Source organism: Bacteroidia bacterium (assembly GCA_041391665.1).
Classification (GTDB): Bacteria; Bacteroidota; Bacteroidia; order J057; family J057; genus JAGQVA01.
In genome coordinates, this window is record JAWKNO010000002.1 from 212,714 (window position 1) to 235,748 (window position 23,035).

Consider the following 23,035-nt stretch of genomic DNA (forward strand, 5'->3'; position numbering starts at 1 on the left):
ATAAGAAAATCTATCTCTGAGTTATTGGAGATAGATTTTCTTACTTTTGTACCTATTATGAAATTCCATTCCCAAATAAAAATAGCCTTAACCGGCGTGTTTTTTCTTCTGACATTTACCAGTTGCCATAAGGAAAAACCTGAAAATTCTACGGGCTTGGCTGCTTTACCCCAATTGCCGCCATTATTTACCCTCTTACAGCCGGATCAAACCAATGTCCGTTTTCAGAACACACTCACTGAAGGCCTGAATACAAATATTCTGATGTATGAGTATTTCTACAACGGTGGAGGCGTCGCGGTCGGTGATTTGAACGGAGACGGGCTGCCTGATCTGTATTTTACCTCCAATATGAGCGACAACAAATTGTATATCAATCAAGGCGATATGCAGTTTGAAGACGCTACAAGCGTTTCCGGTGCTGCCGGAAGGCTCGGCCCATGGAAAACCGGCGTTACGGTTGTCGATATCAACGGCGATCATAAACTCGATCTCTACCTTTCCTATTCCGGCGCCCTACCTGATGAAAAACGCGCAAATCAATTGTTTGTCAATCAGGGGAATGATAGCAATAATTTTCCTGTTTTTACTGATAAAGCGGCTGAATATGGATTGGCCAGCCAGGGGTTTAGTAATCAGGCATATTTTTTTGATTATGACCGCGACGGAGACCTCGACGCAGTTATCCTCAACCACAACCCCAAATCTCTGCCTGTCCTCAACGAAGTCAGCACAGCTGAGTTTCTTAAAAAAGATGATCCCTTCCGTGGCGTCCGTTTATACAAACAAACAAACAATGTTTTTGAAGACGTAACGGAAAAAGCTGGAATCAGCGGATCTGCGCTTACCTATGGTCTCGGAGTGGGCATTACAGATGTAAATAATGATGGATGGCCTGATTTTTACATTTCCAATGATTATGCTGTTCCGGACTATTTATACATCAACAATCAGAATGGAACATTTTCTAATAAACTCCAAGATTGTTTTGGCCACAACAGCCAGTTCTCCATGGGCAATGATATCGCTGATATCAATAATGACGGCCTGACAGATATCGTAACCCTCGATATGCTTCCGGAAGACAACCACCGGCAAAAATTGCTGATGGCACCTGATAACTATGCGAAGTTTGACCTCAATGTGCGCAGTGGATTCCATTACCAGTATATGCGCAATATGCTTCAGGTAAATAATGGAAACGGAACTTTCAGCGAAATCGGGCAGATGGCAGGCATTTCCAATACCGATTGGAGCTGGGCAGCACTACTCGCCGATTACAATAATGACGGATGGAAAGATCTGTTTATTACCAATGGGTATTACCGCGATTATACCAATCTCGATTTTATTAAGTATATGGATGGCTATGTGCAGGCAAAAGGCCGTCTGGTGCGGGAAGATGTCCTCGAAATCATTGATCATATGCCTGCCTCCAATGTCGTAAATTATATTTTTTCTAATAATCAGGGAACAGGTTTTTCTAATTCAACCCAGACATGGGGGCTTAATAATCCCTCCAATAGTAACGGCGCAGCCTATGCAGATCTCGACAATGACGGCGATCTCGACCTGGTCGTCAATAATATCAATCAGCCTGCTTTTATTTACCGCAATGAGTCTTCCAATGACCCTGAAAATCATTTCCTCCAGGTCGTACTCGCTGGTGATGGCTTGAATACGCAGGGCATTGGCGCCCGGGTTACCCTGCTTTCCAAAGGGAAAACACAAACTCAGGAGCAGGTAATTACCCGGGGTTATCTTTCCTCAGTATCTCCCGTGCTCCACTTTGGCCTTGGTCGTGAAACGATGATTGATTCTCTGGTAGTGGTCTGGGGTAGTGGAAAACAGCAGATTCTCACTGAGGTTTCTGCCAATCAGGTACTGCATGTATCGGAAAAGGATGCCGGCGAAAAATACAAACCCGCATCTCCTTCTGAAATGCTGTTCACAGAAATTACCTCCCCCATTTCTTATCAGGCTCCCGAGGTGGGGATCAATGATTTTGACCGCCAGCCGCTGTTAATCAGCGAATTTTCCTACACCGGCCCCTGTATGATCAAGGGAGATGTCAACCAGGATGGGCTGGAAGATATATTTGTCGGTGGCGCTGCAAACCAAAGTGCCGCCCTATGGATCCAACAAAGGGGTGGAAAATTTGTGCAAAAATCAACACCGGCATTCGAAGCAGATCAACAAAGCGTGGATGTCGCAGCTGTGTTTTTTGATGCAAATGGAGATGGTTTTGCCGATATCTACGTTGCCAGTGGGGGCTACCACAATTTTGAACCCCACGATGAGCTGTTGCAGGATCGCTTATACCTCAATGATGGAAAAGGTAATTTTTCTGCAAGTCCTGAATCTCTCCCGGAAATGCTTACCAGCAAAGGATGCGTAGCCGTAAATGATGTCAATCAAGATGGTTTTCCTGATCTCTTTGTAGGTAGCAGGGTGATTCCTGGTCAATATCCTGAAACTCCACCCAGTTATCTCCTGATCAATGATGGAAAAGGAAAATTTACCAATCAGATCCAGTCGATAGCGCCCTCTCTGGAAAGTATGGGTATGATAACAGACGCTCTCTGGGTGGATTTGGATCTGGATAATAAAAAAGAACTGATCGTTACAGGTGAATGGATACCGGTTTCAATATTTGACTATAAAATCGGGAAACTGGAGAATATAACCAATGACTGGCTGGATAATAGCTATGAGGGTTGGTGGAACAAGATCCAAATTGGCGATTTTAATCACGACCGGAGACCTGATATTATTGTCGGCAACACGGGAACGAATACTCAGTTTGCCGTCTCAGAACAACAACCTGCAGAAATGTATTTCAAGGATTTTGACAACAATGGAGCCGTTGATCCTTTGTTTTGTTTTTATATTCAGGGGAAAAGTTACCCTTATATCACGAGGGATGAATTATTGCGGCAACTGGGCGGTTTGCGTTCGCGGTTTACTTCTTATCAAAGTTATGCGGACGTTACGATCTCCGATATTTTCAAGAAAGAAGAGTTGGAAACAGCCGGCCATTTGGTAGCAAATCACATGGAAACGACCTTATTTCTCAGCCAGCCTGATGGGAAATTTGTTGTCAGTCCATTGCCCGGCCAGGTTCAGTACGCGCCGGTATATACGATTAATGTGCTGGATTTTGACGGCGATGAAAATGAGGATATTTTGCTTTGCGGAAATAACAGCCACACAAAACTCCGCCTGGGAAAATCAGATGCCAACTATGGTGTATTGCTTAAAGGAGATGGAAAAGGTGGGTTTTCCTATGTCAATCAAATGAAGTCAGGACTCAGCCTAAAGGGCGATGTGAGAAGTGTAATCGAAATAAATGGGGATTATATATTTGGGATCAATCAGCGTGGAATGGTTTCGTACCGATTAAAACACTCAAACCATTGACATTTTACCGGTTATGAAAAATCGAATTCAACTTTCAATAAAAAACAGGGGTATATGTTTGCTGATGGTTTTATTTGCCGTAGGTTGTGCTCCTTCTGAAAAAAACATAATCACAGATCAGGAAGTCGCAGTTGCCTGGGCGGAAATGAGTTTATTCGTTACCCAATACACACCCGCTAATTCGCCTACATTTGCTTCCCGTGGTTTTGGTTATATCGGCCTGACCATGTACGAATCTATTGTCCACGGTTATCCCGAATATCAAAGCCTTGCAGGACAACTAAACGGTCTGGATGAACTTGTGAAACCTACTCCCGGACAAAATTATGACTGGATTCTGTCGTTAAATGCTGCCCAGGCTTCGATTCTTAAAAACATTTATAACCAGACCTCCGACGAAAACAAAAACCGGATCGATTCGCTCGAAAAAGTATTTTACGACTATTTTTCGGCTAAAAACCCTGATAAAGAACAGGTAGCGCGATCGGTAGCTTATGGGAAATCTGTTGCGGAAGCCATCTTTGAGTGGTCAAAAACCGACGGCGGACACCGGGGGTATCTCCACAATTTTGATAAGGATATGGTTCACCCCGATCGGCCTGGGTCATGGAAACCGCCGCTGTACGCACAGTCTTTCAGTCATCATCCGCTGCACCCGCATTGGGGCGAAAACCGGACCTTTCTCAAGGTAAATGCAGAAATCTCTTATCCGGAAATGATCCCCTATGATACGACGAAGGGATCGCCTTACTATCAGGAGTTTTGGCAGGTGTATGAAAAAGAAAGAACCCTCACGCAGGAAGAAAAAGAAGCGGCTATCTGGTGGGGAGATGACCCTGATGTTACCTTTACCCCTCCGGGGCATTCCTACTACCTGGCTACGATTGTTATTAAAGCCAAAAATCCTCCGCTGATCAAATGTGCAGAAACCTATGCTTGTACAGGTATGGCCGTAGCTGATGCATTTATCAATTGCTGGAAATGGAAATATCACTTTTTCACAGAAAGACCTAATACATTTATCCCTCAGTTTATCGATGTGGAATGGGAGTCATTCTGGCCCGATCCGCCATTTCCTGCGTTTCCTTCCGGACATGCAATCCAGGCTTCTGCTGCCGCAACTGCACTTGCCGATTTGTACGGAAATGAGTTTGTTTTCACCGACAGTGCGCATTATGGGCGGGAGAGGGACGAACTTCGGGATGTGGATTTTGTGCCACGAAAATTTACTTCATTCTGGCAGGTTGCAGAAGAAACTGCCAATTCCCGGTTTTATGGAGGTATTCATACACCGCAGGACAACAAAGTCGGGCTGGAAAAAGGCCAGAAAATTGCAGGAAATGTATTGGGGTTGGAGTGGAATAAGAAGGCTGAAGATAATTAAGTTGAGACTACTCTCAACTATTCTGATGTATTATCCGAGATTAAGATTTGCTGGATTTTGTCTATTATCGTAAAAGGTAATCAGGTCTATAGAAGTTGCCTCAACTTTGTAGTAGATGGATGTCTGTTTAGAGACTACACAACGTCGGATTTGGTTACCTTCATGGTTTGTTGCCGGGTACATTAGCGGCATTTTTATTATTTTTTGAATGAGCGATTCTACTTTTTCTGCAAATTCGACAGCTTTTTCATCTCTCCATTTCTCTTGAATATAAAGCAAAATATCCAAATATGTTTGCCTTGAGGTTTTCTACCAACGAACTTCCCGTATCATTTTGAGCGTTTTAGCAAAAGGCTAACCTCTTTCATTACCTGTTCGTGCGAAATAACGTCCCCGTTTTTGATGTCAGCAAGTCCTGCTTCAATCGATTTTTTCAATAATTGTATAGACATCCTTTTTACTAGATATATACGGATAAATTTAATAAAATTTCTTTTCAAATACCGTCCTTGCAATAATACAGCTAATTAGGGATATTTACCTACCTATTTAGCCTCATTATGTCTGTCCCTCGCTTATCTACGTTTTTGTCTTATGCCTGGATTTTTCTCCTTTTTATATCCTTAAGCTCTGCCATGAGAGCCCAAACCCCCTTTGTTGATGTCACCGATTCCGCAGGCATTCGGCATCAGTTTGTGGTGTATGAAGGCATGTTTGGCGGAGGTGCCTGTGTATTTGACCTCAACAACGATGGATTTGAAGACCTTTTTATCACCAGCGGAATGAACGAAGACGTCCTGTATCTCAACAATGGAGATGGCACGTTTAAAAATATCTATGAAGGGTCAGGGCTGGAAATTACCCGGCACTACGTAACGCAGGGGGTTGCCGGAGCCGATGTAAACCGCGACGGGTGGGTTGATTTGTTTATTACCACCATTACTTCCAAAGACAGCGTAAAAAAGATTCCCCGGGCGATCAATTTGCTGTTTCTCAACAATGGCGACATGACTTTCCGAGATGCCACGACGGAATATAAACTCGATTCACTCAACTCGTTCAGCACAGGAGCAAATTTTGGAGATTTTAATGCAGACGGGTACCCTGACCTTTATGTAGGGAACTATTTTCGCGCCTATGAAGGAGAGTTGAGTGCCATCAACGATGCGACAATTGTAAGTGCCAATCAGACTTCCAAAGGCTATTTATTGGTAAACAGAGGCGGGCAGTATTTTGAAGACGTATATGCCGAATATGGCCTCAAACACAAAGGCTATGGTTTTGGCGCCATATTCACAGACTTCGACAATGATGGCGATCAGGACTTATTTGTCAATCACGATTTTGGGTACAAAGCGACTCCGGACTTTCTTCTACAAAATCAATATCCGCAAAAATTATTTGAAGACGTAAGCGAGGCCATGGATATGGACCTGAAGATCAATTCTATGGGCGCAGCGGTTGGGGACTACAACGGAGACGGACTGCTGGATTACTATATAACCAATATTCGTTTTAATTGGTTTATGGTAAATCAGGGACCGGGAAAACCCTTTGTCAACAAAGCGAAGGAGTTGGGCATGTCATACGTTTCGATCAGTTGGGGCGCCAATTTTGCAGATTTTGACCACGACGGCGACGTGGATCTGTTTGTGGCTAATGGCGACCTCAATCCCAACGATGTGCCGATGGCGGATTTTTATTTCGAAAACAGCGAAGGCAAATTTACCGAAAACGCCCGCGCGATGGGCGTCAATGATTATGGTGTAGGCAGAGGTTCTGTGGTTTTTGATATGGATAATGATGGAGACCTGGATATTCTGGTAGTAAATCAGAAACCCGTGTTGAATTATCCTGTATCCTCGATGACCCATATTTACCGCAACGAAAGTGCGGCAAAGGGCAACTGGCTGAAAGTAGCCCTTAAGGGCGTGCAGGCAGAATCACATGGCCTGGGTTCACGGGTAATTGTAGTCTCCGGCAAAAACCGCATGATCAGGGAAATTGACGGCGGGGCATCGAGCCATTTATCTCAAAATTCCACGATCGCCCATTTTGGCCTGGGCGAAGCAGGGGAAGCCGATTCGGTCATCGTGATTTGGACAGGCGGTAAACGACAGGTGTTGACTCAGCAGCCGGCCAATACCATGATTACGGTCACAGAAGCGGAAGATACAGCAGATCATTCCGGCAGTGGAATGATCTGGGTTTGGGCAATAGCCGGATTGATCCTGGCAGGGTGGGGGATATGGCGGGTAATGCGGAAAGGATAATTTGCGCCAGATTTATGATGCATCCTGAACGATAAAAATAGCATTTCCATTGGGGTCGTAAAAGCCAAATTCGTGTGTACCCCAGGGGGTATTCATGCTCAGCTTTTCCTTGAGGATTGTACCTCTTTCTACAAATTCGTGAAACCAGTCCATAATATCAGGGACAAAAATTCTAATGACCGATCCATCCGGAATGGGGTCCTCATCGGTACCGTGGTGGAACTGAAGATGAATTTCCAGTTTGTCCCTTCGGATTCCTGAGTATAAATTATCCCCGAAATAATAATGAAAGCCTGTGTATTGTTCGTACCATTTCAGATCACGATCTATATCTGAAGAAGGTAATACCGGGATGATGCCTAAAGAAGAAGGAGTCATGTAAATTAATTTTAACTTGAGTAAAAGTAACCAAATCCAATCAATGATTCAGTGTAGCCATTTTTTGTATCTGACAATCGTATTTTTAATGATTCCCGCTTATTCCCATTCACAGGCAGATTGGGAACTCCGCAAAAATTCAGACGATATTCAGGTCTATTTCAGAAGTTCGGACGATAGTGATATCAAAGAATTAAAAATCACCACCACCCTTGACTGCACACTTTCATCGGCAATAAGTGTCATTAACGATATTGAAAAAATGCCTGAATGGGTTTATCAATGTGAAGAGGCAGAATTTATTGGCAAAAACGAAGGCGCTGCATTCACGTTTGTGAACCGAACGGTTGTGCCTTTTTTTTTCAAGGACCGGGAAATTGTATTACAGTGTACGACTTTTCAGGAAAGACCTTCGCTGAAAACCTGCTCTCGTTGTGTGGCCCGGCCGGATGCGTTGGCATTGAATCCGGATTATATACGGGTGGAGAAAGCCATTTCGGAGTGGACTTTTTGGCCGCAGGAGGATGGTACACTAAAAGTCGAGTATTTTTTTATCGCAGATCCGGGAGGATATGTTCCGGCCTGGCTGATAAATTTTGCGCTTGATTATGGGCCTGTTAATACATTAAAACAGTTTAAGAAAAGGGTTCATCTGGAGGAATATGCAAAAGCCAGGCTAACCTATATTCAGGATCATTAAAGCTGTCTGTCGATTTTTTAGGATTCAGATTACGGGGCTCCAAAAACAAAAAAGCCCAAACCGATTTCCGGTTTGGACCTGTGATCCCGCAGGGGCTCGAACCCCGAACCTACTGCTTAGAAGGCAGTTGCTCTATCCAGTTGAGCTACGGGACCGGACTGGCTATATCGCCTGAAATTATCAGAGTGCAAATGTACGGCTTTTGGTGAAAAATCAAAAGGATTGCTGGTAGAAAATCGAGGTAATTTCAGGTTCCCCTATATTCCATTTTATACAGATCAAACCCCTTCGCCCAGTAGTCTTTCACCGTTTCCACAAGTTGGAAACCCACTTTTTCATAAAATTTGTAAACCAGTTGGGAAGTTCTGACAATAATCGTTTCAACTTCCGCAAATTCTTTTAATCGCTCAATCCGGTACTTAAGCAATGTTTTTCCAAGCGATTTACCCTGAAAATCTGGATGAATGATATCCCAGCTTATTTTCCCGACGGCGTGATTTCCTGAAAAATTAAATCCCCCGCAGCCGCAGATTTGCCCGTCTGTTTCAATCACAAAATAGTATTCGATCTCATTTTCAAGGTAATAGATCAAATCCGATTCCTCTTCCGGAGAAAAAAAATCAGGAGTATTTAGCCGCAACAAGGTCAATACTGCCGGCTGGTCGGTGTGTTGATATTCTCTGATCGTGATGGTGGGTTGATTCATTGGATATCATTTTTGGCCATTTCGACGATTGACAGAATAAACTCCCGGGCGCGTATTTGTTTGAGATTCGCATAGATTTTTCTGTCCCCTTTGCTGTCTGCTGCTATGGCGTACTTTAGGTTTTGATATTCAATCCTTGCCGGTTCATGGTCTCTGAGAAAATTCCTGAATAAAATATGTCTTTTAAGCTCTTCACTGTCGGTGGAACAAACGTACAGATGATGGCTTATGGAATCCAGAACTTTATGGAAACCAGCATCACCGGGTCTTTTAAAAACCTCTCTGCCTGGAATTCCCTGATCACCGTTATGGATATAGCCGATTTTCTCCAAACATTCTTTCACACTCAGGAAATTTACAGACGGAGGATAGATCAGGTCAATATCGATAATCGGTTTAGCCGCCAGTCCGATTACGGAAGTGCTTCCAATATGTTCAATGCGAATATTGCTATCCGATATAGATGTTTGGAGAATGGCTTTGATAGATTCAAAATTTTCAGGCCAAAGCGAGTTGTATGGCTGTAGTATCATGGGGGGGATTACATTTTGACTACTCCGAATTAACCCGTATATTTATAATAAAGCAATAAAATGGTTGTAGAAAGAACAGAAAAAGAGATTATTATAAGACTTTCAAGCGGTATAGACTGGGGTGATCTTGAGTCCATTCTAAAGTATATACGCTATCGTGAGGTCGTATCAAAAAGCAAGGCTACCCAGGAGCAAATTGACCAAATCACATCCGAGATGAATAAGTCCTGGTGGGCAGAAAATCAAAACCGCTTTCTCAAACCATGAAAGTCATTGTGGATACTAATGTGGTGGTTAGTGCTATCCTAAATCCAAACAGTAAAGCGGGGGAGCTGATAATCTTTGGAAGGCAACATTTTACTTTTTTTGCCCCTAATCTGATGAAAATAGAGGTCAAAAAACATCAAGTACGCCTGCAGGAAATATCCAAACTCAGTGAAGTAGAATTTAATAGTGTGCGGGAAGAACTTTTTGAATGCCTTTCCTTTATTTCAGAAGAGCAAATAGCCTATGAACATTGGCACAACGCTATTCCGATTGTAAGAGATGTTGATATGGATGACATTGCCTTTGTAGCACTAGCCGAATATCTGGACGCTATGCTATGGACAGGAGATAAGCGATTGCTCCAAGCAATGCAGCAACGTGGGTATAAAAGGGGAATATCATCCGATACATTATATCAAAATTGGTTATCTGTCAGATAAGAAGGTGAAGTGGGGTAATTCAATGTGGCATGGGGTATGATGGAAAGACGGTCTCGTCCTAAAAAAAAGGACCACTATTCAGTGATCCTTTATGTTTTTGTCGAGGTGGTGTGCCTAAGCACACGGCCCCTGCTCCCAAAGCTGCCCATCAATCATAAAAAAACGGAATGATAAAGTAATTGGGAGAAAGTAAACTTTCCGAAGCGAAGCAGAAACCATCTGCATAGGCAGACTCACAAAGGGCGCAAGGAAACTGCGCTTTGTGTCCCTCGTGGCTTCCTTGTGTCCCTCGTGGTTTATCCCGATAAGTTGATAATTCCGAAAAAAAAAGGACCACTATTCAGTGATCCTTTATGTTTTTGTTGAGGTGGTGTGCCTAAGCACACGGCCCCCTGCTCCCAAAGCGGTTTTTTTGTCGAGGTGGTGTGCCTAAGCACACGGCCCCCTGCTCCCAAAGCTGCCCATCAACCATAAAAAAAAGGACCACTATTCAGTGATCCTTTATGTTTTTGTCGAGGTGGTGTGCCTAAGCACACGGCCCCCTGCTCCCAAAGCGGTTTGTCGAGGTGGCAGGATTCGAACCTGCGGCCCCCTGCTCCCAAAGCAGGTACGCTAACCGGACTGCGCTACACCTCGAAATAATAATTCAATAAACCAAAGCAGGTACGCTAATCTGCCTAAGCAGACGCTACACCTTGAAATTGACCTTTCAAAAAAAAAGAACAAAGCTAGCCAAAGCTAGCTTTGATGGCGGAGAGGGAGGGATTCGAACCCTCGATACCCTTTTCAAGGTATGACGGTTTAGCAAACCGTTGGTTTCAGCCACTCACCCACCTCTCCAAAGCGATTGCAAAGATAGTAATTCAGAATAAAAAGCCTAAACTTTTTTTAAATTTCCTTAGATTTTTTTTACGCAGACTCTTCTCTTTGGTTACTACTTGTTTTGAGCTAACTTCACTTTCTACAATACGAACAAAATACACTGTGTACGGCTATATTCTCAAAAGAATTTTTTGGTTTTTTCCTACCCTGCTGATCATCTCTCTGCTGGCATTTATGATTAGCTTGTTTTCGGATATAGATCCGGTAGCAAACCAATGCCAGGGACTGAATGAGGGTTTGACTTTTAGACAGATTGTGCAATGTGAAGATACACTTCGGGCAAAATACAATCAACTCCTGCCTGTCTTTTATATTGAAATAACAACGATGGCAGAACCCGGTCATCTTCATGAGATTTACCCTAAATCTACCCGTAATGCGCTCCGAAGACTTACCGTTGCTAGTGGCAACTGGGAAAGCGTCCAAGAGTGGTATCTTTCTATTCAGGCTTTTTATGATTCCGTTTCGCTGCTTTCTCTCCATGGTGTGTCTCCTGATTCTCTCAGAATGGTCAGAAGCATCCGTCAGGAACTGCTCCAAAGAACCCGCAACCTGATGGGCTCAGGAAAACCTGATGTTATTAACCCCAAACTGGCAGCCATCGAAAAATATTTAGCAGATTATCCCTGCCTGGCTCGCCTGAATATACCCTTTCTTCATGTGTTGCGGGCCTGGGACAATCTGGACGACAATTCACAGCATTGGAAGTCTTACTTGCCCAAAATCATCTGGCATGGTACGGCCAACCGTTACCATAGATGGCTGTCAGATATCGTGCTAATGGGTGACTTTGGCATTTCCTGGACCCATGACCGACCCGTAAGTGAAAGGATTGGCTCGCTGTTTTTTTACTCTTTTTTATTCACCGTCATTTCTGTCTTTTTTGCTTATGGGATCGGCATTCCTTTGGGTATTTGGGCGGCAATGTATCGAAACCAGTGGTTTGACCGGCTGTCTGGTATTTTTGTTTTTGCACTCGATGCTATGCCAGGTTTTTGGGTTGCCAGTATGCTCCTGATATTTTTTGCGAATGCCGACGGTTTAGACTGGTTTCCCTCTACTTTTAATTTGGTGGATCCTGTGGGCTGGAAAAAAATCACTCGATTTATTCTTCCGATACTGGCTTATACCTATGGTTCTTTCGCCGCAGTAAGTCGTGTCATGCGGGTGAGTATGCTCGAAATATTCGGACAGGATTTTATCCGTACTGCCCGGGCCAAAGGTGTACCGGAAAAGCAGGTGATCGTTCGCCATGCGCTCCGAAACGCACTCCTGCCGATGATCACAGGATTTGTGGGGATATTTCCTGCGGTGGTAAGCGGATCTGTGATTTTGGAAAATATTTTTACCATCCCGGGTATGGGCAATGAAATCATTACTGCTGTTCAGTCCAACAATATTCCTATGATTCTGGCAGTGTTTACGCTCACGGGATTTATGACAGTATTGGGTTACCTTATCGCTGATCTTTTATATATGTGGGCAGATCCTCGAATCAGATTCTCAAAAGAAGATTGAGTTGAAAACTTCTGTACATATCACCCGGGAGTCCCGCTGGAAACAATTTAAACGCGATCGGGGTGTTTTATTCGCTTTCAGCTGGCTGATTCTGATCGGGCTGACGGCATTGCTGGCTGATGTGTTGGCGCACAATCCCGAAAAGGGATGGGCACCGGTGCCTTATGGAACTGAAATCACTTACGGACACAAGAATATTCCACCTTTTGGCCCGCACAACCATTATCTGGGTACAGATTATGCCGGACATGATCTGTTGGCAGGGTTGATTCATGGCGCCCGTATTTCACTGTCTGTCGGGCTGGCAGCAGTAAGTATTGCCGCTTTGATTGGCATCCTGCTGGGAGTGATTGCCGGCTATTGGGGCGACGACCGGTTATATATGCGAAGGGGCGTAATGCTGAGTATGTTGCCTGCCATGTTTTTTGCCTGGTTTTACGGTTTTCGGGTGAGGCGCTATGAATGGGAGGATGCGGTCGACGGAAATTTGGAAAAACTCCCGGTTGAGATCGCAATCAGTATAGGTATTGCCATTCTTACAGTGTTTTTATGGCTTCTGGTGGGGAAAATCATCAGCTATAAGGGGTATATGGCAAAGAAGATAACTTTTCCGGCAGACAGCCTGATTATGCGTGCCATTGAAATTCTGAATTCTCTTCCCTTGTTATTGCTCATTATATCGCTTTCTGCAATTTTTGAGAGAAGTTTGGGGTTTATCACCATTATGATCGGATTATTGGGTTGGACCGGACTGGCAAGGCTGATTCGTGCAGAAACTTTACGGGTAATTCGGATGGGATATATCGAGTCTGGCAAAGCTTTAGGGTTGGGCGCATGGCGAATAGTTTTCCGGCATGTGGTACCCAATGCCATTCCCCCAGCATTGATTGTCATCGCTTTTGGCATTGGCAATGCGATTATTGCAGAATCCGCGCTCTCATTTTTGAATCTGGTCGACGGAACTGTGACCTGGGGAAGTTTGCTGAGCAGTACCCGAAACAATTTTTCTATATGGTGGGTAGGGGTATTTCCCGGACTGGCGATCTTTCTGACGGTATTATCGTTTAACCTTATTGGAGAAAAACTCAGAGATATATTTGACCCACATCTGCCTTCCTAGTGGATCGAAACTTTCAATCCACCAATATTTTTCACAACTTTGACCAGCCTTTTAATAAGACTGTATGGCGACCATTATTGAAGAGATTCAACTTGCTGCTGCTCAGGCAGTAAAAGATTTGTATAATATCGAAATTGCTCCGAAAGAATTTTCGATTCAGGAAACCCGCAAGGAGTTTGAGGGGGATTTTACTGTTGTCATATTCCCCCTGTCCAAATACCGGTTGGGTCCACCGCAGGAGACCGGGGAAAAGCTTGGCCAAAATCTGCTGGATTCCCAGCCTCATATTGTTGCTTACAATGTGGTAAAGGGTTTCCTCAACCTTTCTCTCTCTGATGATTTCTGGAGAGGATTTTTGTCTGAAATTATCCTGACAAATTCGGGCTTTAACAATTCTCACGGTGAAGGTCAGACGGTAGTGGTGGAATATTGCTCGCCCAATACCAATAAACCCCTTCATCTGGGGCATTTGCGGAATATTATCCTGGGTTATTCGCTCTCTGAAATCCTTGCCGCCAACGGTTACAATGTGATTCCTGTATGTCTGTTTAATGACCGGGGGACCAATATATCCAAGTCGATGTACGCATGGCTGAAATCGGGGAAATACGATACGCCTGAGACCCTGGGAGTAAAAGGAGATAAGCTGGTGGGAGACTATTATGTGTTGTTTTCAAAAATGCTGTCGGAAGAAACCGCTCATCTGATCGAAAAAGGTCTTGCTAAACATGAGGCGGAAAAACTTGCTCCCAGTATGCAGGCAGTTCAGGATATGACCGTGCGCTGGGAAGCGGGTGATAGTGCGATCCGAAGTTTGTGGGAAAAAATGAACGGATGGGTATATGAGGCGTTTAATGATACTTTCCAGCGGCTGGGCGTTCATTTTAAGCGGTTTTACTACGAATCGGAAGTCTATCAGCGGGGGAAAGAAACGGTTGATGAAGGTCTGTCAAAAGGTATATTTTACACCACAGATGACGGTTCTGTCGAAATAGACCTTACCGGAAACGGGATGGATAAAAAGACGCTGCTTCGTTCTAATGGAACCTCCCTTTATATTACTCAGGATCTGGCCATTGCTGCTGACAAGTTTAATGAATTTGGCATGGACAAATCCATTTATGTAGTGGGCAATGAGCAGGATTATCACTTTAAGGTGCTGTTTGAAGTCCTTAAAAAACTCGAAAAACCCTATGCCGAAGGCCTATTTCATCTTTCCTATGGAATGGTCGATCTTCCCAGTGGAAAAATGAAGTCTCGGGAAGGCACTACTGTGGAAGCCGATGATCTGATGGATGATATGATTCGCAGTGCAAAGGAAGAAACGATGAAAAACCCGGACAAAACCTCGGGTATGGATGAAGAAGAATTAAATCATTTATACGAGATACTGGGTATTGGAGCGTTAAAGTATTATTTGGTAAAAGTGGATCCCAAAAAACGTATGCTCTTTGACCCAAACGAATCCATTGACCTTAAGGGAAATACGGGGCCGTTTATTCAATATTCCTATACCCGTACCCAGGCCGTCAAGCGTCAGTCGGGTGCAGTGGAGATACCCGCGTTTAATCCGGACCACAAACCCGAAGAGGAAATTCTCGACAGTGAACGTACCTTGCTGAAGATGATGGCCCGTTATCCGGATGTATTGCGGGAAGCTGGCGAGGCTTACAATCCGGCAATGATCGCTAATTTTACTTTTGATCTTGCCAAAGAGTATAACCGGTTTTATCATGAAGCTAAAATCCTTCGAAAAGATTTTCCCCTTACGAGCGCATTCCGCTTTGCGCTTTCGGGTCGGGTAGGGGACACGATCAAAGAAACCATGCGTCTGTTGGGTATTCAGGTACCCGAACGTATGTAAGCCAAATTGGAGAGTTTCAAAGATTTTTGTAAATCGAAATCACAACATTCAACTACCTTCGGAATATGTTTAAATATTTTGTTAGCCGGGAGTTTCTAATGACGGTTTTGGGGCTGGTAGGACTCGGTATCCTGGCATATATGATGATATTCTTCTGGATTTTGCCAACCTATACCCGACATGGAGATGGGTTGCTGGTCCCGGATGTCAATACGCTTCCTGTTGAAGAAGCAGAAAAAATTCTAGTAAAAGCAGGGCTTCGCCCTGAAATTATTGATTCTGTTTTTCAGGATCAGTTGCCCGGGCGCTCTGTGTTAAAACAATATCCTACTCCATACAGCCGGGTAAAACCAAACCGTACGATTTCTCTTACGGTCAACAAGATGTTGCCTCCGATGGTATCCATGCCAGAGATACAGGACATGACGCTCTATCAGGCAAAAGCCCGATTGGAAATATGGAAACTCGGTGTTGGAAGGGTTACCCGTATTCCTGATATAGCAGAAAATGTTGTACTCAAAGTTACCTACAAAGGCAAAGCCATTCAGCCTGGCACAGCGATTCCCCAGGGATCAAAAATTGACCTGGTCGTAGGACAAGGACTCGGGTACGCCAAAGTGCAAATCCCTGATTTGGTGGGTTATACGTATGAAGATGCGCTGACAATTCTTTCAGAAATGGGTCTGGGTCTGGGTAGTGTAGATTACAACCCCAATGGCCCTGAAGACCAAAAAGGAAGGGTATATTCCCAAAACCCCAAAGCTGGCTTTGGCGACTCTGTACGTATGGGCTTTTCTATAGATATCTATCTATATGGACAGGAGCCGGAAGGGCAGGAAGGGATTTTTATAGAAGACTTTAAGGGAGACGGTGATAACCAATAAGGAATTACAAATGACAAGCAAAGAATTATAAATTACAAATCTCGGAAACCGTTAAGGTTCAGGGAATTACAAAGTATGAACTTGTCTTCCCGAAGGGATTTATAATTTAGCCTTCCTTGTTAGTCATTTGTAATTTATCTGCTAACCCAGATAGGTTTTTAAGCCTTTGCTGCGGGAAGTATGTCTTAATCTCCGGATGGCTTTTTCTTTGATCTGACGAACCCTTTCACGGGTAAGGTCAAATTTTTCCCCAATTTCTTCCAGCGTCAGGGAATGCTCTACACCTATGCCAAAATAAAGTCTGATCACTTCTGCTTCGCGTTGGGTAAGTGTGCTCAGTGCACGTTCGACCTCTTTGCTTAAACTTTCATTGATCAGCTCATTGTCGGGATTAGGTTCCGCATCGTTTTCCAGAACATCCAGAAGGCGATTTTCTTCACCCTGTACAAAAGGCGCATCCACCGAAACATGCCTTCCGGAAATTTTGAGTGTGTCGGAGATTTCATCCTCACTCATATTTTCCAGCACTTCGGCGATTTCCTCAGCGGAAGGTTCACGCTCGAACTCCTGCTCCAGTTTGGAGAAAGCTTTACCAATTTTGTTAAGGGCACCTACACGGTTGAGCGGAAGGCGAACAATACGGGATTGCTCGGCCAAAGCCTGAAGGATACTTTGTCTGATCCACCAAACGGCGTAAGAGATAAATTTAAAACCGCGGGTTTCGTCAAACCTTTTCGCCGCCTTGATCAAACCGAGGTTTCCTTCATTGATAAGGTCACCGAGCGAGAGACCTTGATTTTGGTATTGTTTGGCCACTGAAACCACAAACCTGAGGTTTGCTTTTGTCAGTTTTTCCAATGCTACCTGATCTCCTTGTTTGATCCTTCTTGCGAGTTCAACTTCTTCATCCGGAGTAAGCAATTCGACCTTTCCAATCTCCTGAAGATATTTATCCAGTGATTGGGATTCGCGGTTGGTGATCTGCTTACTAATCTTGAGCTGTCTCATGTATCGGAGCGGCTAATTTTGCTTTGTGTTTAATTTTTCCAAACTTCCAGCCCTCAGACCAGTCGTAATCCAGACCGCAAATCTAAGGGCTTTCATTATCACTTGCAAATAGATTTGTTATGCGACATTTCGATTTACAAGTAATGTATCATTCCGGTTTTGTATATTCTTTCTGGAATAATGACGTTAAAACCTTGAAAAAAGTCACTACCTCTATGCTTGTCTTACGAAAATAAAAGCGCTGGGGTGTAAGATTTTGTATAAAAACCTGTTATACCTCCTTGAAAACCTCTTCTTCTTCCGTAATATAGGATTCAACCGGCGGACAAGTACAGACGACATTGCGGTCTCCATACGTATTGTTGACCCTGCCAACCGATGGCCAGAACTTATTTTGTTTCAGACCGGGTACTGGGAACGCCGCTTTTTGACGAGAATAGCTATGCGACCATTCATCGCTGGTAATCTGATCCATGGTATGCGGTGAATTTTTCAACACATTATCTTCGCTGTCTGCGGCGCCACTTTCTATTTCTCTGATTTCATTTCTTATAGAGATCATCGCATCGCAAAAACGGTCCATTTCTTCTTTTGGCTCGCTCTCGGTAGGTTCGATCATTATGGTTCCGGGTACCGGCCACGAAACGGTCGGCGCATGAAATCCATAGTCAATAAGTCGTTTCGTGATATCATCTACTTCCAGTCCGAGCTTGCTTTTAAACTCTCTGAGATCGAGAATAAACTCATGGGCTACCCGCCCATTTTTTCCCTGAAACAATACGGGATATACCTTTTCCAGCCTTGACTTCATATAATTGGCATTGAGAATCGCCGAAACCGTAGCTTCTGTTACCCCTTCACTTCCCAGCATTTGGATATATCCGTAGGAAATCAGCAAGATACTTGCACTGCCAAAAGGCGTTGCTGAGACAGCACTGATAGCCGCTTCGCCTCCGGTTTTGAACTGAGTATGGCCTGGAAGGAATGGCTTCAGATGTTCTGCTACGCAAATAGGGCCCATACCCGGACCACCACCGCCGTGGGGAATGCTGAAAGTTTTGTGAAGATTGAGATGGCAAACATCTGCTCCGATACGGCCTGGACTGGTAAGCCCTACCTGTGCATTCATATTGGCTCCATCCATATACACTTGTCCGCCATTTTGGTGGATCATTTCGCAGATATCAATGATGGTTTCTTCAAATACACCATGAGTTGAAGGGTAAGTTACCATCAGGCAGGAAAGGGAATCTTTATATTGCTCGGCGCGGAGGCGGAGATCCTCCATATCCACATTGCCTATTTCATCACATTTTACAACGACTACGCGCATACCAGCCATTACCGCACTTGCCGGATTTGTTCCGTGGGCGGAAGAAGGAATCAACGCAACATCCCGGTGAAAATCTCCTCTGCTGTGGTGCCATGCCCTTATGACCATCAATCCGGCGTATTCTCCCTGTGCGCCTGAATTGGGCTGGAAAGAGATGCCGGAAAAACCTGTAATATCGCAAAGGTCATTGCCTAGCTCTTCGATCATTTCGAGGTATCCTTCGACCTGGTCAGCGGGTACAAACGGGTGAACCGCCGCAAATTCTGGCCAGCTCACGGGAATCAATTCTGCCGCAGCATTCAGTTTCATGGTACAGCTTCCCAGAGGGATCATAGCTGTATTGAGCGAAAGATCCTTATTCTCCAGCGACTTGATATAGCGCATCATCGCCGTCTCGGAGTGATGAGAGTTGAAAACCGGGTGTGTGAGGTACCTACTGGTTCTGATAAAATCTTCATGCCGGTTGTAGGGCAGAGTCGTGGTATTAATTTGCGGAGCGGGTTGGCTCATCGCTTCCGCAAATACATTCAGAATAGCCTGAATGTTTTCTGTATCCGTTGTTTCGTCAACCGCAATGGTTACCTTACCTTCGCCGGGATAATAAAAATTGATGGAATGACTCAGCGCGACCTGGCGTAGTTTTTCTACGGTTTCCTGACTCCCCAGGTGAAAGGTAAGGGTGTCAAAAAATTGATTATTCAGCTGGCGAATATTCAGCTTGGCAAGTCCCTGATCCAGCAATCCCGCCATATGGTGGATGCGGGAGGCAATGGCTTTGAGCCCTTTGGGGCCGTGATATACGGCATACATACCCGCCATGATGGCGAGTAAAGCCTGGGCAGTACAAATATTGGACGTTGCCTTATCTCTCCGAATATGTTGTTCTCTGGTTTGGAGTGTCATTCGAAGCGCATGATTTCCTGCGCTGTCAATCGAGATTCCAATGATCCTACCCGGAAGGAGGCGAAGAAATTCTTCTCTGGTAGCAAAAAAAGCTGCGTGGGGCCCGCCAAAACCCATAGGCACACCGAAACGCTGCGCACTTCCCACAACCACATCCGCACCAAAAGCCGCAGGCTCTTTCAACAGGGTAAGCGCCATCAGGTCAGCTGCTACAATCAGGTATGCACCGCGCTCATGCAGATCTTTTGCCAGGGTATCGTAAGGCTGAATATTACCTCCCATGTCGGGATACTGTACGATAGCTGCAAATATGTTTTCGCTGATGACAAACTCCGCAGGATCGGCTACTTCAACCTGAATGCCCAGTCCGCCTGCCCGGGTTTTGATCACATCAATCGTCTGAGGCAGACAGGTATTCGCTACGAGAATGGTATTGGCGGCAGTAGTTCTGTCTTTTTTCTGTTTTTGCCCATGTACCATGGCCATGGCTTCGGCAGCGGCAGTACCTTCATCGAGGAGAGAGGCATTGGCTACCGGAAGGCCGGTCAGGTCGCAGACCATCGTCTGGAAATTGAGGAGTGCCTCCATCCGGCCTTGTGCAATTTCGGCCTGATAAGGCGTGTATTGCGTGTACCATCCCGGATTTTCAAAAATATTGCGCAGGATTACAGCAGGCGTAATACAGTCGTAATACCCCAATCCGATATAAGATTTGACAGGTTTATTTTTCCGGGCAATCTTTCTGATTTTATTTAAATACGCATATTCACTTAAGGCAGGTTTCTGTTTCAGTGGGTGCGTAAGTCTGATTTTTCCTGGAACCGTCTGTGCAATCAGTTCGTCAACCGTGCTTACATTCAGACGGTTAAGCATCTGTTGAGTATCTTTACCGGATGGGCCAATATGGCGTTTTACAAATACATCTGGGTGATTAAACATGGGAGGTGTATTGGAAATTTTTTACCAAAAAAGAAAGTGCAAATTAAGTGTATTTAACTGAACTTTTAAAGCCCGAAATTAAGGTTGATGTGGTATATTTTACCAAAAAGATTAGCTAGATTTGTTACCCCTAATCGGTAGCAATTCAGTGGAAGATTATAAGCATATAGGCCGCCGGGCCAGATTAGTTAAGGAGCTGATCATGAAAGGTATAACGGATGAAAGCGTGCTACTGGCTATTGGCAGAGTGCCTCGTCATGTTTTTGTTGAAGGTGTTTTTTCTGATGAAGCTTACGAGGATAAAGCATTGCCCATTCATCGCGAACAAACGATTAGCCAGCCTTTCACGGTTGCATTCCAGACACAACTGCTGGAGTTAAAGCCTAAAATGAAAATTCTGGAGATTGGAACCGGCTCAGGTTATCAGGCTGCGGTCCTGTGTGAAATGGGAATGCGTGTTTTTTCAGTCGAAATCGACCGTCGCCTGCATCTCGAGGCAAAAGAACGTCTGAAATCTCTGGGATATGATCCGCAACTTTTATTGGGAGATGGCTCGGAAGGATGGCCCATATATAAACCCTATGAACGAATCCTGGTTACGGCTGCCAGCCCGGGAATCCCCGAATCACTGCTCTCCCAATTAGACATCGGTGGCGTCATGGTCCTGCCCGTAGGTACACTCCGCACACAGAAAATGACGGTTGTCAGGCGACTCTCTTCTACAGACTACGAAACCGTCACCCACCATAATTTTAAGTTTGTACCTCTCCGGGGCCGCTATGGGTTTGAATAAAAAGGAATATTCGTAATTTGCCGCTTCGTTTGTTTCCCAATTAATAACCTAGCAAGTATTTATGAAAAAGATTGTTTTCAGCGTAATAGTAGTATTGTCAATGGTTTCTGCATTTGCGCAGAACAAGCCCGTGGCAAAAGATATCAGCCTCGGTTTTCGCGTCACCGGCCTGAATAATGTCGCATTTCAGGAATGGGGCGCTGATGCCTTTGATTTTCCTCAGGTCATGGGGCGTTACTACCTTTCTGACCGGATTGCCGTACGTGCGCGTCTGGGGGTAGGTCTTAACAATGTGACTTCCAGTTTTGACCGCAGTATCATTGATACCGAAAATTTTGGACAAGCCGTTAGGATCGATTCTTCTATCAACTCCACTGTCAGCGCGTTTTCGGTGAGTTTTGCTCCCGGAGCAGAATATCACCTCATGGCGGACGCTGCTAAACTTGACCCTTATGTAGCTGCCGAAATTCCTTTCGCATTGCTGGGGACAACTACTACGGATCTTGATCTGGATGTGATTCGTACCGATGCTGCCGGAACCCGCCTCTATCGCGAAGATATCAATACCAAAACTACAGTTGATGGCGGAATCAGTGTAGGGCTGAACCTGATTGGTGGTTTTAACTACTTCTTTTCTCCTAAATTTGCCATTGGTGCTGAATATGCGCTGGGTTTTGGATATAGCCAAAATGGTGGAACCGTAGTGGTTGCTCAAACCGGTTCTATTCAGCCTACTTCTGATGCCGGCAATATCGTACCGGTAAACGTTACCCAGCGGTTTAACAACTCCGTTACTACCCTGAATCTGGGTGTACAAACAACGGGTGGTGTTAATTTCTCTATCTTCTGGTAGGATCTGCCAAAACAGGTATTTATACTATACGCTCCGGACTTGTCCGGAGCTTTTTTTATGTAATTTCAGTCAGGCTTCCTTCCGGATAATTTACGGCTACCAGTGATAAACCTTTGGCATCTGCCGCCCCGCCCGCGTTTCGCCTGTCCTGCGATTCTATCACTGCTGCAAAATCAGTTATTGTGCGTTTTCCCGAACCGACCCATAAAAGTGTACCGACAATTGCGCGAACCATGCCACGCAAAAATCGGTCGGCCTCTATCGTAAACGATAATTCTCCGGGAGATTTTTCCTCCCAATAAGCTTGTCTGATTTCACAAAGGTTGGTCTGATTCGCAGCGTGTGATTTACAAAAAGCGCCAAATTCATTGTAGTCAAAAAGTATTTTGCTGGCCTCGTTCATCGATTTCAAATCCAGTGGATACCGCACCCACATGGCAAACTCCCAGTCCATCGGAGATTTTTTCTGCACAATACGGTAGATGTATTTTCTGGATATCGCATTAAAACGGGCGTGAAGCGCGGGATCTGTCGGAAGAAGCAGCCGGTTGACGGCGATATCATAGGGAAGTATTCCGTTTAGACTATAAATAAATGACCGGTCAAGCGTTTTTTCCGTATCAAAATGTACCATCAGTTGGTGGGCATGTACACCGGTATCTGTCCTGCCAGCTCCGGTACAATGGGTTTCTGACCCTAAAGTCAGACCCAACGCGCTTTCCAATTCCTGCTGTACCGTGTTGGCAGCATTCAACTGTTTTTGCCAGCCGGCGTAGTGAGTGCCTTTATAAGAAATATCCAAAAAGTAACGCATTTTTATTAACTTTGCGGCAAAAT

Annotated in this window: 17 protein-coding genes and 3 tRNA genes; 11 read left to right on the forward strand and 9 right to left on the reverse strand. The window is 44.7% G+C overall.

The window, feature by feature from the left end:
• Positions 1–57: 57 nt before the first annotated feature.
• The 3 genes from R3D00_12585 to R3D00_12595 all read left to right on the forward strand — a co-directional run bounded on the left by R3D00_12585 (position 58) and on the right by R3D00_12595 (position 7,077).
• The gene (locus R3D00_12585; protein MEZ4774014.1) at positions 58–3,420 is read left to right on the forward strand and encodes a VCBS repeat-containing protein; all 3,363 of its coding nucleotides are present in this window, start codon (positions 58–60) and stop codon (positions 3,418–3,420) included.
• 13 nt (positions 3,421–3,433) lie between these two features.
• Entirely contained in the window at positions 3,434–4,804 is a 1,371-nt protein-coding gene (locus tag R3D00_12590; GenBank protein MEZ4774015.1) for a vanadium-dependent haloperoxidase, read from the forward strand.
• Positions 4,805–5,439: 635 nt separating this feature from the next.
• Complete coding sequence (locus R3D00_12595) at positions 5,440–7,077, forward strand: CRTAC1 family protein (GenBank protein MEZ4774016.1); 1,638 nt, start codon at positions 5,440–5,442, stop codon at positions 7,075–7,077.
• 12 nt (positions 7,078–7,089) lie between these two features.
• On the opposite strand, the gene R3D00_12600 is transcribed toward R3D00_12595, so the two are convergent.
• Positions 7,090–7,455, reverse strand: coding sequence for a glyoxalase/bleomycin resistance/extradiol dioxygenase family protein (locus R3D00_12600; protein ID MEZ4774017.1), 366 nt, complete (start codon positions 7,453–7,455; stop codon positions 7,090–7,092).
• A gap of 43 nt (positions 7,456–7,498) precedes the next feature.
• On the opposite strand from R3D00_12600, the gene R3D00_12605 reads away from it, so the two are divergent.
• Positions 7,499–8,155, forward strand: coding sequence for an START domain-containing protein (locus tag R3D00_12605; protein MEZ4774018.1), 657 nt, complete (start codon positions 7,499–7,501; stop codon positions 8,153–8,155).
• An 81-nt stretch (positions 8,156–8,236) separates the two neighbouring features.
• Here the strand turns inward: R3D00_12605 and R3D00_12610 are convergent.
• From R3D00_12610 to R3D00_12620, 3 genes are all read right to left on the reverse strand, one after another.
• Positions 8,237–8,310, reverse strand: a tRNA-Arg gene (locus tag R3D00_12610).
• Positions 8,311–8,402: 92 nt separating this feature from the next.
• Positions 8,403–8,861 carry an N-acetyltransferase gene (locus tag R3D00_12615; GenBank protein ID MEZ4774019.1) on the reverse strand — a complete coding sequence of 153 codons (459 nt, stop codon included), beginning with the start codon at positions 8,859–8,861 and terminating at the stop codon, positions 8,403–8,405.
• Positions 8,858–9,394 carry a GrpB family protein gene (locus R3D00_12620; GenBank protein MEZ4774020.1) on the reverse strand — a complete coding sequence of 179 codons (537 nt, stop codon included), beginning with the start codon at positions 9,392–9,394 and terminating at the stop codon, positions 8,858–8,860. The genes R3D00_12615 and R3D00_12620 overlap by 4 nt, the downstream gene beginning before the upstream one ends.
• Positions 9,395–9,657: 263 nt before the next feature.
• On the opposite strand from R3D00_12620, the gene R3D00_12625 reads away from it, so the two are divergent.
• The gene (locus R3D00_12625; GenBank protein MEZ4774021.1) at positions 9,658–10,101 is read left to right on the forward strand and encodes a PIN domain-containing protein; all 444 of its coding nucleotides are present in this window, start codon (positions 9,658–9,660) and stop codon (positions 10,099–10,101) included.
• Between the two features lie 561 nt (positions 10,102–10,662).
• On the opposite strand, the gene R3D00_12630 is transcribed toward R3D00_12625, so the two are convergent.
• Positions 10,663–10,737, reverse strand: a tRNA-Pro gene (locus tag R3D00_12630).
• 112 nt (positions 10,738–10,849) lie between these two features.
• Positions 10,850–10,941 (reverse strand) — tRNA-Ser (locus R3D00_12635).
• A 144-nt stretch (positions 10,942–11,085) separates the two neighbouring features.
• On the opposite strand from R3D00_12635, the gene R3D00_12640 reads away from it, so the two are divergent.
• The 4 genes from R3D00_12640 to R3D00_12655 all read left to right on the forward strand — a co-directional run bounded on the left by R3D00_12640 (position 11,086) and on the right by R3D00_12655 (position 16,369).
• Positions 11,086–12,501: an ABC transporter permease gene (locus R3D00_12640; protein MEZ4774022.1), complete on the forward strand. Its 1,416-nt coding sequence runs from the start codon at positions 11,086–11,088 to the stop codon at positions 12,499–12,501.
• A 1-nt stretch (position 12,502) separates the two neighbouring features.
• Positions 12,503–13,621 (forward strand): ABC transporter permease, encoded by a 1,119-nt coding sequence (locus R3D00_12645; GenBank protein MEZ4774023.1) that lies wholly within the window; start codon positions 12,503–12,505, stop codon positions 13,619–13,621.
• A gap of 64 nt (positions 13,622–13,685) precedes the next feature.
• Positions 13,686–15,485, forward strand: coding sequence for an arginine--tRNA ligase (gene argS, locus R3D00_12650; GenBank protein MEZ4774024.1), 1,800 nt, complete (start codon positions 13,686–13,688; stop codon positions 15,483–15,485).
• 65 nt (positions 15,486–15,550) lie between these two features.
• Complete coding sequence (locus R3D00_12655) at positions 15,551–16,369, forward strand: PASTA domain-containing protein (GenBank protein ID MEZ4774025.1); 819 nt, start codon at positions 15,551–15,553, stop codon at positions 16,367–16,369.
• Between the two features lie 141 nt (positions 16,370–16,510).
• On the opposite strand, the gene R3D00_12660 is transcribed toward R3D00_12655, so the two are convergent.
• Both R3D00_12660 and gcvP read right to left on the reverse strand, forming a co-directional pair.
• On the reverse strand, positions 16,511–17,377 hold the full coding sequence (locus R3D00_12660; protein MEZ4774026.1) for a sigma-70 family RNA polymerase sigma factor: 867 nt from the start codon (positions 17,375–17,377) through the stop codon (positions 16,511–16,513).
• A 271-nt stretch (positions 17,378–17,648) separates the two neighbouring features.
• Positions 17,649–20,552 carry an aminomethyl-transferring glycine dehydrogenase gene (gene gcvP / locus R3D00_12665; GenBank protein MEZ4774027.1) on the reverse strand — a complete coding sequence of 968 codons (2,904 nt, stop codon included), beginning with the start codon at positions 20,550–20,552 and terminating at the stop codon, positions 17,649–17,651.
• Positions 20,553–20,700: 148 nt separating this feature from the next.
• Between gcvP and R3D00_12670 the strand changes: the two genes are divergently transcribed.
• Both R3D00_12670 and R3D00_12675 read left to right on the forward strand, forming a co-directional pair.
• Positions 20,701–21,345: a protein-L-isoaspartate(D-aspartate) O-methyltransferase gene (locus R3D00_12670; GenBank protein ID MEZ4774028.1), complete on the forward strand. Its 645-nt coding sequence runs from the start codon at positions 20,701–20,703 to the stop codon at positions 21,343–21,345.
• 61 nt (positions 21,346–21,406) lie between these two features.
• Entirely contained in the window at positions 21,407–22,198 is a 792-nt protein-coding gene (locus R3D00_12675; protein MEZ4774029.1) for a hypothetical protein, read from the forward strand.
• A gap of 55 nt (positions 22,199–22,253) precedes the next feature.
• Here the strand turns inward: R3D00_12675 and truA are convergent, their stop codons facing one another.
• Positions 22,254–23,012 (reverse strand): tRNA pseudouridine(38-40) synthase TruA, encoded by a 759-nt coding sequence (gene truA, locus R3D00_12680; protein MEZ4774030.1) that lies wholly within the window; start codon positions 23,010–23,012, stop codon positions 22,254–22,256.
• Positions 23,013–23,035 lie beyond the last annotated feature (23 nt).

Excerpts from the sequence above, each read along its gene's own strand:
- R3D00_12585 (MEZ4774014.1), top strand. The coding sequence starts at position 58 with ATGAAATTCCATTCCCAAATAAAAATAGCCTTAACCGGCGTGTTTTTT.
- R3D00_12590 (MEZ4774015.1), top strand. The coding sequence starts at position 3,434 with ATGAAAAATCGAATTCAACTTTCAATAAAAAACAGGGGTATATGTTTG.
- R3D00_12595 (MEZ4774016.1), top strand. The coding sequence starts at position 5,440 with ATGAGAGCCCAAACCCCCTTTGTTGATGTCACCGATTCCGCAGGCATT.
- R3D00_12600 (MEZ4774017.1), bottom strand. The coding sequence starts at position 7,455 with ATGACTCCTTCTTCTTTAGGCATCATCCCGGTATTACCTTCTTCAGAT.
- R3D00_12605 (MEZ4774018.1), top strand. The coding sequence starts at position 7,499 with ATGATTCAGTGTAGCCATTTTTTGTATCTGACAATCGTATTTTTAATG.
- R3D00_12615 (MEZ4774019.1), bottom strand. The coding sequence starts at position 8,861 with ATGAATCAACCCACCATCACGATCAGAGAATATCAACACACCGACCAG.
- R3D00_12620 (MEZ4774020.1), bottom strand. The coding sequence starts at position 9,394 with ATGATACTACAGCCATACAACTCGCTTTGGCCTGAAAATTTTGAATCT.
- R3D00_12625 (MEZ4774021.1), top strand. The coding sequence starts at position 9,658 with ATGAAAGTCATTGTGGATACTAATGTGGTGGTTAGTGCTATCCTAAAT.
- argS (MEZ4774024.1), top strand. The coding sequence starts at position 13,686 with ATGGCGACCATTATTGAAGAGATTCAACTTGCTGCTGCTCAGGCAGTA.
- R3D00_12655 (MEZ4774025.1), top strand. The coding sequence starts at position 15,551 with ATGTTTAAATATTTTGTTAGCCGGGAGTTTCTAATGACGGTTTTGGGG.
- R3D00_12660 (MEZ4774026.1), bottom strand. The coding sequence starts at position 17,377 with ATGAGACAGCTCAAGATTAGTAAGCAGATCACCAACCGCGAATCCCAA.
- gcvP (MEZ4774027.1), bottom strand. The coding sequence starts at position 20,552 with ATGTTTAATCACCCAGATGTATTTGTAAAACGCCATATTGGCCCATCC.
- R3D00_12675 (MEZ4774029.1), top strand. The coding sequence starts at position 21,407 with ATGAAAAAGATTGTTTTCAGCGTAATAGTAGTATTGTCAATGGTTTCT.
- truA (MEZ4774030.1), bottom strand. The coding sequence starts at position 23,012 with ATGCGTTACTTTTTGGATATTTCTTATAAAGGCACTCACTACGCCGGC.